10 protein-coding genes are annotated in these 12,263 nt (G+C 52.7%); 7 read left to right on the forward strand and 3 right to left on the reverse strand.

Annotation, left to right across the window (positions count from 1 at the left end; translation table 11 throughout):
• The first annotated feature begins 4 nt into the window (after positions 1–4).
• From kdpC to QWJ20_RS04390, 4 genes are all read left to right on the forward strand, one after another.
• Entirely contained in the window at positions 5–580 is a 576-nt protein-coding gene (gene kdpC, locus QWJ20_RS04375) for a potassium-transporting ATPase subunit KdpC (protein ID WP_433991955.1), read from the forward strand.
• 243 nt (positions 581–823) lie between these two features.
• Entirely contained in the window at positions 824–3,586 is a 2,763-nt protein-coding gene (gene kdpD / locus QWJ20_RS04380) for a two-component system sensor histidine kinase KdpD (RefSeq protein ID WP_433991956.1), read from the forward strand.
• A gap of 5 nt (positions 3,587–3,591) precedes the next feature.
• Entirely contained in the window at positions 3,592–4,272 is a 681-nt protein-coding gene (gene kdpE / locus QWJ20_RS04385; RefSeq protein WP_010284964.1) for a two-component system response regulator KdpE, read from the forward strand.
• Positions 4,273–4,354: 82 nt separating this feature from the next.
• On the forward strand, positions 4,355–4,783 hold the full coding sequence (locus tag QWJ20_RS04390; RefSeq protein WP_010309405.1) for an EamA family transporter: 429 nt from the start codon (positions 4,355–4,357) through the stop codon (positions 4,781–4,783).
• A gap of 63 nt (positions 4,784–4,846) precedes the next feature.
• On the opposite strand, the gene pgm is transcribed toward QWJ20_RS04390, so the two are convergent.
• Both pgm and seqA read right to left on the reverse strand, forming a co-directional pair.
• Positions 4,847–6,490, reverse strand: coding sequence for a phosphoglucomutase (alpha-D-glucose-1,6-bisphosphate-dependent) (gene pgm / locus QWJ20_RS04395; RefSeq protein WP_039319251.1), 1,644 nt, complete (start codon positions 6,488–6,490; stop codon positions 4,847–4,849).
• Between the two features lie 47 nt (positions 6,491–6,537).
• Positions 6,538–7,077 carry a replication initiation negative regulator SeqA gene (gene seqA, locus QWJ20_RS04400; protein ID WP_039482782.1) on the reverse strand — a complete coding sequence of 180 codons (540 nt, stop codon included), beginning with the start codon at positions 7,075–7,077 and terminating at the stop codon, positions 6,538–6,540.
• A gap of 273 nt (positions 7,078–7,350) precedes the next feature.
• Between seqA and ybfF the strand changes: the two genes are divergently transcribed.
• Positions 7,351–8,118, forward strand: a complete 768-nt coding sequence (gene ybfF, locus QWJ20_RS04405; RefSeq protein ID WP_174866051.1) for an esterase — start codon at positions 7,351–7,353, stop codon at positions 8,116–8,118.
• 289 nt (positions 8,119–8,407) lie between these two features.
• Positions 8,408–8,689, forward strand: coding sequence for a LexA regulated protein (ybfE, locus tag QWJ20_RS04410; RefSeq protein WP_010285457.1), 282 nt, complete (start codon positions 8,408–8,410; stop codon positions 8,687–8,689).
• 164 nt (positions 8,690–8,853) lie between these two features.
• On the opposite strand, the gene QWJ20_RS04415 is transcribed toward ybfE, so the two are convergent.
• Positions 8,854–10,521, reverse strand: a complete 1,668-nt coding sequence (locus QWJ20_RS04415; RefSeq protein ID WP_174870791.1) for a methyl-accepting chemotaxis protein — start codon at positions 10,519–10,521, stop codon at positions 8,854–8,856.
• Positions 10,522–11,408: 887 nt separating this feature from the next.
• On the opposite strand from QWJ20_RS04415, the gene fldA reads away from it, so the two are divergent.
• On the forward strand, positions 11,409–11,936 hold the full coding sequence (gene fldA / locus QWJ20_RS04420) for a flavodoxin FldA (protein WP_010285453.1): 528 nt from the start codon (positions 11,409–11,411) through the stop codon (positions 11,934–11,936).
• Positions 11,937–12,263: the final 327 nt, after the last annotated feature.

Below are 12,263 nucleotides of genomic sequence, written 5' to 3' on the forward strand. Positions count from 1 at the left end.
GGGTATGCGCTATTTACGTTCTTCATTGTTTTTATTCTTGTTATTGCTGCTGTTGACCGGTCTGGCCTACCCGCTGCTGACAACGGTGCTGGCACAGTGGCTGTTCCCGGCACAGGCAAACGGCTCGCTGATTTATCGCGAGAATACCGCCGTGGGGTCGTCCCTGATCGGGCAGGCGTTCAGTCGGGCGGGCTATTTTCAGGGGCGTCCGTCCGCCACGTCAGATGCGCCTTATAACGCATTGGCGTCCGGCGGTAGCAATCTGGCCGCCAGCAACCCAGCGTTGGACAAACAGATCGGTGAACGCGCCGCTCGCTGGCATCAGCTAGTTGGCAATCAGCAGCCGGTGCCTGCTGAACTGTTGACGGCATCCGGCAGCGGGCTGGATCCGCAGATTTCCCCAGAAGCCGCACGCTATCAGGCGCTCTACATCGCGCAGGCCAGAGGGATGTCGCTCCAACAGGTACAGCAACTGATCGATCGCTTTACTGAGACGAGTAAGCCTGCGTTCATTGGGCAGCCAGCGGTCAATGTCCTGCTGCTGAATCTGGCGCTGGATAAGGAAAAACCGCTGCCTTAACCAACAGTGCGTTACTATTAATTATCATACGGAATAATCATCATACGGAACCCCGCTGAGGCTGCAGAACGGTGGTAATGGGATAGAAGAGTAAAGCGTTTGCGCCAGGGATGGCGCAAGCCGAGCGTACAGGGACGTATTCACAGCGTCTTTACGATCTACCCATTACCACCGCTTTCGTTCCACAAATCGCTTTATCTGCGGTCTGATCACGGTTCAGGCCGCGCCAATAAGGGATAGAACATGATTGACGGTGAAGATCGTCGCCCGGATCCCGATAGCCTGCTGGCTCAGGTCGGTGCGCCACTGCGCGGCAAGCTGAAAATCTTTTTTGGTGCCTGCGCGGGCGTCGGGAAAACCTATGCCATGTTGCAGGAAGCCCAACGGCTGCGGGCGCAGGGGCTGGATATTCTTGTCGGTGTGGTCGAAACCCACGGCCGTAGCGAAACCGCCGCCCTGCTGGAGGGTTTGCCGCTGCTGCCGCTCAAGCATTTTCGCCATCATGGTCGCCATACTGTCGAATTCGATTTGGATGCGGCGCTGGCGCGCTGTCCGGCGCTGATTCTGATCGACGAACTGGCGCACAGTAACGTAAATGGCTCTCGCCACCCAAAACGCTGGCAGGACGTGCAGGAACTGCTCGATGCCGGTATCGATGTCTTTACCACGGTAAACGTTCAGCATCTGGAAAGCCTGAATGACGTGGTCGGCGGCGTCACCGGGATTCGGGTACGGGAAACCGTACCGGACCCGATATTCGATCAAGCCAGCGAAGTTATTCTGGTGGACCTGCCGCCGGACGATCTGCGCCAGCGCCTGAATGAAGGCAAAGTGTATCTGCCGCTTCAGGCCGAGCGTGCCGTCGAGAATTTTTTCCGTAAAGGCAATTTGATCGCCCTGCGCGAGCTGGCGCTGCGGCGCATGGCGGATCGGGTTGACGATCAAATGCGCGCTATGCGTGCAGGAAAAGGACGTGAACAGGTCTGGCATACGCGCGATGCCATTCTGTTATGCATCGGCCACGGCACGGGCAATGAAAAGCTGGTGCGAACGGCGGCACGACTGGCGGCACGGTTGGGCAGCGCCTGGCACGCCGTTTATGTCGAAACGCCGCGTCTGCACCGCTTGCCCGAACCGCAGCGGCGCGCCATCTTACGGGCGCTCAAGCTGGCACAGGATTTAGGGGCAGAAACGGTTACGCTATCTGAACCCGACGAAGAGCTTGCCGTCCTGCGCTATGCGCGTGAGCATAACCTCGGCAAAATCGTTATTGGTCGCCATGTGGAACAGCGCTTCGGTTGGTGGTGGCGCACGCGTTTTGCCGAACGGCTCGGCAGGCTGGGGCCGGATCTCGATCTGGTCGTCGTGGCCGTGCAGGATGATGCGCCAGCCGCACCGATTAAAACGCCTGATGCCCGTGGGCTGGTAGAGAAATGGCGTATGCAGCTGTTTGGCTGCGGGCTCGCCACGCTGCTGTGTGCCTTCATCACCCTGCTCGCCTCGTGGTCGCCGTTTGCCATGCTGGAGCCGGTCAATCTGGTGATGATTTATCTGCTGGCCGTGGTGATCGTCGCGCTCTTCTTTGGCCGCTGGCCGTCGGTGTTCGCCGCCGTCATCAACGTCGCCAGTTTCGATCTCTTCTTTATTCTGCCGCGCGGCACGTTTGCCGTATCGGATGCCCAATATCTAGTCACGTTTGCCGTGATGCTCGGCGTCGGCCTGCTGGTCGGTAATCTAACCGCAGGCGTGCGCTATCAGGCCAGAGTTGCCCGCTATCGCGAGCAGCGCGTCCGCCATCTGTATGAGATGTCCAAGGCGCTGAACCGCAGCCTGTCCAGCGCCGATATTGTCGAAGCCAGCCAGCATTTTCTCAGCACAACGTTTCAGGCCAGAATCGCGGTTCTACTCGCCGATAGCCTGCATCATACGTCGCCCGAACTTGCGCAGCCTGCACGAGACAGCCAGCAGCTGATTGTCGATCATGCTATTGCCCGTTGGAGTTTCGATCATCGCGCACCGGCCGGAGCGGGAACATCCACCCTGCCCGGCGTGTCGTATCAGATCCTGCCGCTCGCCACCACGCAGCAAATCTTCGGTGTGTTGGCGATCGAACCCAATAACGCTCGGCAGTTGATGATCCCCGAACAGCAGCGCCTGCTGGAAACCTTTACCGTGCTGATCGCCAACGCGCTGGAGCGTCTGCATCTGATGCAAAGTACGGAAAATGCCCGACTGGATGCCGAGCGCGAACAGTTGCGTAACTCGCTGCTTGCCGCGCTTTCACACGATCTCCGCACGCCGCTGACCGTCCTTTTTGGTCAGGCCGAGATTCTGACGTTAAATCTGGCAAGCGAGGGGTCGCCTTATGCTCAGCAGGCCAACCAGATTCGCCAACACATTTTAAACACCACGCGGCTGGTGAATAACCTGCTCGATATGGCGCGCATTCAGTCGGACGGCTTTAACCTGCGCAAAGAGTGGCAAACGCCGGAGGAACTCATCGGCAGTGCTCTGCAACAGTTGGAAAGCGCACTGGCGAAAAACACCATTCAGGTTAATCTACCTGATGAGATGGTTCTGGTTTATTGTGATGCGGGGCTGATGGAACGCGTGTTCATTAACCTGCTGGAGAATGCGCTGAAGTACGCCGGAGAGCACGCCACCATTGAGATTTCGGCGAGCGTGATTCCCACAAGCCTTATTGCAGAGAACACAACCTCTCAGCCCGCTACGCAGGAAAATGCTTTGGAAATCATCGTGCAGGACAATGGTCCGGGGATTGGGCACGGCCAGGAAAGCATGATTTTTGATAAATTTTCCCGTGGTCACAAAGAGTCATCCATTCCCGGCGTAGGTCTGGGGCTGGCGATCTGTCGAGCAATTGTGGAAATTCACAGCGGCCGTATCTGGGCAACGAATGCGGAAAGCGGCGGTGCAGCTTTCCACTTCACGCTACCGCTGTCAGCACCGCCAGATCTCGAACCGGAAGATATTGAGGAGCACTGAATCCATTGCAGGCCACTATTTTAATCGTTGAAGATGAAAAAGAGATCCGTCGTTTTGTTCGTCAGGCGCTGGAAGGCGAAGGCTGTCGCGTGTTTGACGCCGAAACGATGCAGCGCGGCTTGCTGGAAGCAGCCACGCGTAAACCCGATCTGATTATTCTCGATTTAGGCCTGCCGGACGGCAACGGTATCGACTACATCCGCGATTTACGTCAATGGAGCAGCCTGCCCGTGATTGTGCTGTCTGCCCGCACCGACGAGCAGGATAAAATAGACGCACTGGATGCCGGTGCCGATGATTACCTGACGAAACCGTTCGGCATCGGCGAGCTGCTGGCACGGTTACGTGTCGCGTTGCGTCGCCACAGCAATACACAGCAGGAAACGCCGCTGGTGAGCTTCGGTAACATTACTGTCGATTTACTTAATCGGCAGGTGAATCGCGACGGTCAGGAACTGCACCTGACACCCATCGAATTTCGTCTGTTAGCCACACTCCTAGCCAACCCCGGCAAAGTGCTGACGCAACGTCAACTCCTGACACAGGTATGGGGACCAAACGCCGTCGAGCACAGCCACTATCTGCGCATTTATATGGGCCACCTGCGCCAGAAGCTGGAAAGCGATCCAGCAAGACCGCGCCATCTCTTGACTGAAACCGCTATCGGCTACCGTTTTATGCCGTAAAATCATCTTCCTGTATCAGGCAATATCCGTGGAGAATCTCTCCCGCGGTACGCACCTGTCTTTTCTTCAGGAATACGCCGTCATGAGTAGTTGGTTAATTTACGCCTTGCTGTCTGCCGTGTGCGCCGCGATGGTCGCAATATTTGGCAAGATCGGTCTGCAAAATTTGGACGCCAATACGGCGACCGCGATTCGTGCCGTCATCATGGCACTTTTTCTGGTGGGAGTGGTGGTCGCACAGGGCAAGCTGGCACTGGTCGGTGAGGTTGTCGCCAATAAGAAAGCGCTGTTATTCATTGTGCTCAGCGGCGTCGCAGGTGCGCTGTCGTGGCTATTTTACTTTGTGGCGTTGAAGAACGGTAACGTCGCACAGGTCGCGCCGATCGATAAGCTCAGCGTGGTCTTCGCTGTCGTGCTGGCAGTCATACTGCTGGGAGAAAAAATTTCACTAATGGCGGGAGCTGGCGTGGCGCTGATTTCCGTCGGAGCGCTGCTGGTCGCATTGGGATAAAGGCGTTCTGCGTTTTCTGTCCGTACAAGATTAAAAAAGGCGCTGCAAGCAGCGCCTTTTCACTTATTTAGCCGTTGCGAGTACCGCACTGACAATTTCTACCGCTTCTTTCTCGATTCGCTCGCGGTGTTCCGCCCCGAGGAAACTTTCACAGTAGATCTTGTAGGCTTCTTCCGTGCCGGAAGGACGCGCAGCAAACCAGCCGTTCTCCGTCATCACTTTCAGGCCACCAATCGATGCCCCATTGCCCGGTGCAGCGGTCAGGCGTGCCGTAATCGGATCGCCTGCCAGCGTGCTGGCTGATACCTGCTCAGGCGACAGCTTAGACAGCACGGCTTTTTGCGCATGCGTCGCGGAAGCCTGAATACGGTTGTAGCTCGGCGCGCCAAAGCGCTGTGCCAGCTCATCATAGTGCTGCTGCGGGTTTTTACCCGTTACGGCCGTAATTTCTGCCGCCAGCAGACACAGAATGATGCCGTCTTTGTCCGTCGACCACGGCGTGCCGTCAAAGCGCAGGAAAGACGCCCCCGCGCTCTCTTCACCGCCGAAGCCAAAGCTGCCGTCATACAGACCGTCAACGAACCATTTGAAGCCAACCGGTACTTCTACCAGCTTACGACCCAAATCGGCTACCACACGGTCGATCATCGCACTGGATACCAGCGTTTTTCCGACAGCAACAGACTGTCCCCACTGTGGACGATGTTGGAACAGGTAGTTGATCGCCACCGCCAGATAGTGATTCGGGTTCATCAGCCCAGAAGGCGTGACAATACCGTGGCGGTCGTAGTCAGGATCGTTGGCAAACGCCAGATCGAATTTGTCACGCAGCGCCAGCAACCCAGCCATCGCGAATTCTGACGAGCAGTCCATACGGATCACACCATCGTGATCCAGCGACATAAAGCGGAATGTCTGATCGACGGCATCGTTCACCAGCGTCAGATCCAGCTTGTAGTGCTCTGCGATACGCTGCCAGTAGGCAATACCGGAACCACCCAGCGGGTCAACGCCCAGCTTCAGACCAGCGCGTTGGATCGCTGCCATGTCCACCACGCTAGCCAGCCCTTCGACATAGGCCTGAACCAGATCCTGTTCATGGACGTGTCCGCTGTTCAACGCCTGATCCAGCGTAATGCGCTTCACGTCACGCAGTTCATCTGCCAGCAACGCGTTCGCACGCGTCTCAATGACGCTAGTGAGGTTGGTATCTGCCGGGCCACCGTTCGGCGGATTATATTTGATCCCGCCATCTTCCGGCGGGTTGTGGGACGGCGTAATCACAATGCCGTCCGCCAGCGCACCGCCCTGACGATTGTGAACCAGAATCGCGTTAGACACCGCAGGCGTTGGCGTAAAACCATTATCCAACTGAACGATCACATCCACGCCGTTGGCAGCCAACACTTCCAGCACAGAGATAAACGCCGGCTCGGAGAGCGCGTGCGTATCTTTACCGACATAGCACGGGCCGCTGATGCCTTGCTTTTTACGCTCTTCAGCAATCGCCTGCGCAATCGCCAGAATGTGCGGTTCATTAAAGCTATGACGCCCCGCGCTACCGCGATGGCCAGACGTACCAAATTTCACCGCGTGCGCTGTGTTGCCGACTTCCGGACGCAGCACATAATATTGTGACGTTAACTGTGCCACATTAATCAAATCGCTCTGCTGGGCAGGCTGTCCGGCCCTTGGGTGATTAGCCATTGGCGCTTCTCCCTAACGCTGTGGTTAGATAGATGGTTGATAAATAGTTAGATAGTGCCGCACACTTTTTCTGTCAATTCTGCGGGGAACTGCATTGCCAGCATGATGTGTTCAACCATGCTGCGTTTACGACCAGTATTCGTGTTGGTGATCACCCAGTATGGCGTGCCCGGAATATGTTTGGGCTTGGTGTGTGTGCCATGCTGAAGCAATGTTTGCTGGTCGCCCGCAAAATAGACGCGTGTGCGGCCATGAAGAGATTCTGTCGCGGCAGCAAATTCCTGCGGCGATAAGGTATACAGCGTGGACAAAACCAGCATAAAGCGATTAATGGCTTTATTCTGTTCAGCGTATTCATCCGACAGCAGCAGCTCACGCAGGGTTCGTACCCGATCGCGCGGGCTCGGTGCAGCGGCAGGCTGAGACGTCGTCGTTGTTGCGGCAGCCGCTACCGCAGGCGTTGCGACAGGCTGCCCAGCGGTAAATTTCAGCATGCGCCGTAAAATATCTGATGCGCTCTCACCAATATGCTGTGTGTGGCTGGCAATATAACGATAAAGCTCTTCGTCGACTTCAATAGTTTTCATCTTTATCCAGTGCTGTTTTTACCCATTATCATGCAAATTACAGAGACGTTCCCCTTCTGTAACCCGACATCTATGGGTAGATGACTCAAATCAAAAGGATTATACAGGCGTTCAAACATTATCGAACAGCGGCATAGTGGGACAATAGCAAAAGTCAGACTATGCCCCAATGCCTTTCACATCTCTTCGAGTGGCTATACTGTTCCTTCAGCGACAACATTGATTCTAAAGTCATGATACCCTAACCCCATGTCTCTCTGAATGAACTTCACCATGAAATTGAATCATCGCTGGCAAAATGCGCACCAACCCACAGATAAACTTCCTGTCATCCTGATTCATGGCCTGTTTGGCACATTAGATAACCTTGGCGTATTGGGCCGGGATTTGCAAAACACGCATGACATCCTGCAAATCGATTTACGCAATCACGGTTTGTCGCCACGTTCATCGCAGATGAATTACCCCGCGATGGCGCAGGATGTGCTGGCATTACTGGATGAACTCAACATCGAACGCGCTATTGTTATTGGGCATTCGATGGGCGGAAAAGTCGCCATGGCACTCAGCGCGCTCATTCCCGAACGGCTGGACAAGTTGGTCGCCATTGATATCGCGCCGGTGGATTATCAGGTGCGCCGCCACGACACTATCTTTGCCGCACTGCGTGCCGTAACGGAAGCGGGCGTGACATCACGCGCAGAAGCAACAGCACTCATGCGCCAGCACATAAAGGAAGACGGCGTGATTCAGTTTTTGCTGAAATCCTTCCAACAGGGAGAGTGGCGTTTTAACGTTCCGGTGCTGTGGGATGAATACGAAAACATCGTTGGCTGGCAAGAAGTTCCGGCCTGGCAAGGGCCAATTCTGTTCATTCGCGGCGGCGATTCTCCCTATCTGGACGATTCCTACCGCGATTCACTGCTTCGCCAGTTCCCAGCGGCGCGTGCGCATGTGATCAGCGGCGCAGGTCACTGGGTTCACTCAGAAAAACCCGATGCGGTTTTGCGCGCTATCCACCGTTTTCTGGACACGAATTAACCAGACGATACTGACACTGGCGGATTCATGATAACGGCGGCAGTTAACCGTTGTCGCCGCCAGTGCGGCTAGGGTATGATGGCGCCCGCAGTAGAGGGACGGCTGATTCAGCCACAAGCATTGTAACCACTTCATCAAAATGCACGCATCACTTCCCAACGTGTTTCACAGATAGAAAACCGCCACCTGACAATCCTGTAGCAGGATGAGAATAGGCATCGATTTTATCTGTAGAACAAGACGGACAGCGCCGTGTATTTTGGTCCGAATACCTTGCAGTATATTACTTATGGCAAAAGAACAAACGGATCGCACCACACTGGATCTGTTCGCAGATGAGCGTCGTCCGGGCCGCCCCAAGACCAACCCGCTCACGCGTGACGAACAACTAAGAATTAACAAGCGTAATCAACTACGTCGCGATAAAGTTCGTGGGTTGCGCCGTGTTGAATTAAAGATTAACAGCGACGCCGTCGATATCCTGAACAGCCTTGCTGAAGAGCGGAACATTAGCCGCAGTGAATTGATTGAAGAGATGCTGCTGGCGCAGTTGGCCGAACAGCAATCCTGATCGACGTAACCTGATATTTATATAACGTAGTATTTAAATAATGTAGTATTTAAATAACCTTGTATTTGAATAACTTAGGTACTCACATCTTGTGCGGCGCCATTTCTGACGCCGCCTGAACATTCACCCAAGATTACACACGCTCTCTCAGATTAAAACGACGCTTAGAATTTTTCCCAATTGTCGTTACTGGGCGGTAGCGCTTTGCCCGCACGCGGGGCAATCACCGGCGTTTTCAGCACCGGTTTTGTCGCCACTTGTAGTCCTGACTGCGTATCGGACAGTTGGAACAGCGACACGGTCTGGTTCAACAACGCCGCCTGCTCTTCCAGCGACAAGGCTGCTGACGAGGCCTGTTCAACCAATGCGGCGTTTTGCTGCGTTACGCTGTCCATTTCCGCCACGGCCTGACCAACCTGCGCAATCCCTTTGCTTTGTTCTTCCGATGCCGACGCAATTTCACCCATGATATCCGTCACGTTAGTCACCGCACGGACGATATCCTGCATGGTGTCACCCGCGTCGCTAACCAGATTGGAACCAGTATCCACACAGCGAACAGACTCAGAAATCAGCCCTTCAATCTCTTTCGCCGCCTGCGCACTACGCTGCGCCAGACTACGTACTTCGCCCGCCACTACGGCAAATCCGCGGCCTTGTTCACCCGCACGTGCCGCTTCTACTGCCGCGTTCAGCGCCAGAATGTTGGTCTGGAACGCGATGCCGTTAATCACGGTGGTGATCTCTGCGATTTTTCTCGAGCTACCGGAGATTTCCGCCATGGTTTTCACCACGTTCTCAACGATTTCACCGCCCTTCTTCGCTGTTGTCGAGGCTTGTAACGCCAGTTGGCTAGCGTGGTTGGCGTTTTCAGCGTTCTGTTTCACCGTTGCCGTCAGTTGCTCCATGCTCGCCGCAGTTTCTTCCAGCGCGGAAGCCTGCTCTTCGGTACGTGAAGACAGATCGTTGTTGCCTGCGGCAATCTCAGAAGCACCCTGATAGATAGAATCCGTGCTGTTTCTGATCGTGCTAACCGTGCTGGCCAAACTCCCCTGCATTTCACGCAGCAGTGGGAACAGGCGACCGACACAGTTATTACCAAAGTCCAGAATCGGTTTGCCCAAGTGGCCGGAAGCAATCACGCTAAAGTGATAGCGCAGATCGTTTAACGGACGAACCAGACACACCACCAGATAGCGGTCAGTCAGGAACAGCATGATCAGGCCGATAATCAACCCGCTCAGCAAAATGTTCTGTCCAATTGTGGTGATTTGTTCAAAACGAACACCGGCGGCATCGAATTTCTCTGCGCTGGCGTTACTGAATGCGGAGAGAGAGGCGCCAAACTGACGGCTCAATGGTGGCACAACGTTCTTGGCCTGATTTTGGTAGTCATCCAACGCGTTGGCAACGGCCTTCTGGTAAAGTGGTTCAACGCCCTGAGTCACCAGATTATTCCAGTCACGGCTAACGGCCTGTACCAGCGCAGCATCCAGACCCGCATGATCGATAGCATTAAACGCCACCAAATCAGATTTCAGTTTATCCAGCGCGACAAGTGCAGAAGCCTGCTCTTTATCTGCGGTGGCATTATCACCGCTGCGACGAGCGTCAACCGCACGCGCCAGACGGGTTACCATACGGAAATATTGATCGTTGCCCTGGTTGATAAAATTCATGTTCTGAACCAGCAAGGTGCTGGTTTTCGAGGTCGCCGTCATCTCTTTAAAAGAGAACATGGTATATATCGATACGCCACCCCAAAGAACACAAAAAATGCCCAGAACCCATAGCATCGCGGTTCTGATGGCAATATTTTTTATAAGTTTCATAGCTCACTCCAAATCAGGAAAATGGTTAAAAAGATTTTTATCGCTAATCAACCGATATGAATCAGAAAATTCACACCATGAAACAAGTCACTTCTCCCTAGCGTTCACATTTCACCGAGTTGAAAACTCAAAAACCACGCTAACTCATCGGCTAAATACAGAGAATATTTAGCGTTCTCGCTATATTTATTAATATAATTTTTCATACTGAGAATAAGCCTATCTATTTTTATAGATATAAGTCTTCTAATCATAGGTTTGCAAGAGAATGCGCCGCCCGCCCGCGCCCTGCGTGCGTTAGCATGGACAGGCTACCAGGCGACAAAGTAGTTTGAATGACATTTCATTTTATTCTTTAACATCAAAAGAATAAAACCCCCTTTTATAGATTTGCATCGTTTCAGCTGCAAATGGTTATAATTCTTATTTCCATTCCCTAAGAATATTCCCGCGAAATGTTACAGATTTTCAATTCTATAAAAACATTATCTTTTGTACGTATTTTAATTCCCACGAATAACAACGTACCGTTACGTGATTTTTATTCTTCACAAACAGAAGTCTGCTTTTAATTACAATAGAAACAAACCATAAAATAAAAAGCACATTCATAAAAAATGAAACGCTGTTATAAATAAATAGCCGCAACGCTATTAAGGGAATGTGTACTGAGTCTCAGACAATAACATAACCCCTATTCATTATGGGGAATTTAGCATCACGCAGAGATACGTTTCGTTTTCTTACTTACCTCGCATTTCACACACTCTTGATTTACGCATCCTTACCGATACGAGTTTCTCCCGATGTGAGTGTCTGTTATTATTAACAGATAAGTGGGTGAAATATTACACCATACCATTAGGAATCAAGAGGTTATTCAATTCATGGCACTCATCGGAATATTCTTTGGCAGTGATACTGGCAACACTGAAAACATCGCCAAAACGATTCAACAGCAGTTAGGCACCAACGTCGCTGATGTTCATGACATCGCCAAAAGCAGCAAAGAAGACCTCGAAGGTTTCGATATTCTGCTGCTGGGTATTCCAACCTGGTATTACGGTGAAGCTCAGTGTGACTGGGATGACTTTTTCCCGTCACTGGAGGAAGTGGATTTCACAGGAAAATTGGTTGCCCTGTTTGGCTGCGGCGATCAGGAAGACTATGCAGAATACTTCTGTGATGCCATGGGCACCATCCGTGACATTATTGAGCCGCGCGGCGCGACGATTGTCGGTCACTGGCCAACAGAGGGCTATTACTTTGAAGCCTCTAAAGGACTCGCCGACGACAATCACTTCATCGGCTTGGCTATCGATGAAGACCGTCAGCCTGAACTGACCAGCGAACGCGTAACAACGTGGGTGAAACAGATCAGCGATGAGCTGAACCTGAAAGAACTGGTTGGTTAAGCCATTTTGGCTCTGATAATCCCTATCAGAGCCAAAACAGCATTGATAGGTAAAACCTTTCATAATAATTGATACATTTTTTTAACTTCTATCAGTAAACCTGTACAATAATCCCATCGGCTTTGTATGTGCATCATCATTTCCTCATTCATCAACAACGAATTGCGTTGTATACCAATAGTGTGAATGGGGACAATATTGTTAACATTCGCTTGTTTTCATTTTGTATGCGCGGTTCTATAATTGAGACGCTTTTGCATTTTTTGAGCCGACCGATGTCATAGGCTAGGCAGCCTCCATTGATAAGTAAGCAACAGGATTAAACCC

Origin of the sequence: Pectobacterium sp. S5, from assembly GCF_051707265.1 — a bacterium.
GTDB classification, from domain to species: domain Bacteria; phylum Pseudomonadota; class Gammaproteobacteria; order Enterobacterales; family Enterobacteriaceae; genus Pectobacterium; species Pectobacterium polare.

Bases quoted from the DNA above. Each gene is read 5' to 3' on its own strand.
- kdpC (WP_433991955.1), top strand. From the start codon at position 5: ATGCGCTATTTACGTTCTTCATTGTTTTTATTCTTGTTATTGCTGCTG.
- kdpD (WP_433991956.1), top strand. From the start codon at position 824: ATGATTGACGGTGAAGATCGTCGCCCGGATCCCGATAGCCTGCTGGCT.
- QWJ20_RS04390 (WP_010309405.1), top strand. From the start codon at position 4,355: ATGAGTAGTTGGTTAATTTACGCCTTGCTGTCTGCCGTGTGCGCCGCG.
- pgm (WP_039319251.1), bottom strand. From the start codon at position 6,490: ATGGCTAATCACCCAAGGGCCGGACAGCCTGCCCAGCAGAGCGATTTG.
- seqA (WP_039482782.1), bottom strand. From the start codon at position 7,077: ATGAAAACTATTGAAGTCGACGAAGAGCTTTATCGTTATATTGCCAGC.
- ybfF (WP_174866051.1), top strand. From the start codon at position 7,351: ATGAAATTGAATCATCGCTGGCAAAATGCGCACCAACCCACAGATAAA.
- ybfE (WP_010285457.1), top strand. From the start codon at position 8,408: ATGGCAAAAGAACAAACGGATCGCACCACACTGGATCTGTTCGCAGAT.
- QWJ20_RS04415 (WP_174870791.1), bottom strand. From the start codon at position 10,521: ATGAAACTTATAAAAAATATTGCCATCAGAACCGCGATGCTATGGGTT.
- fldA (WP_010285453.1), top strand. From the start codon at position 11,409: ATGGCACTCATCGGAATATTCTTTGGCAGTGATACTGGCAACACTGAA.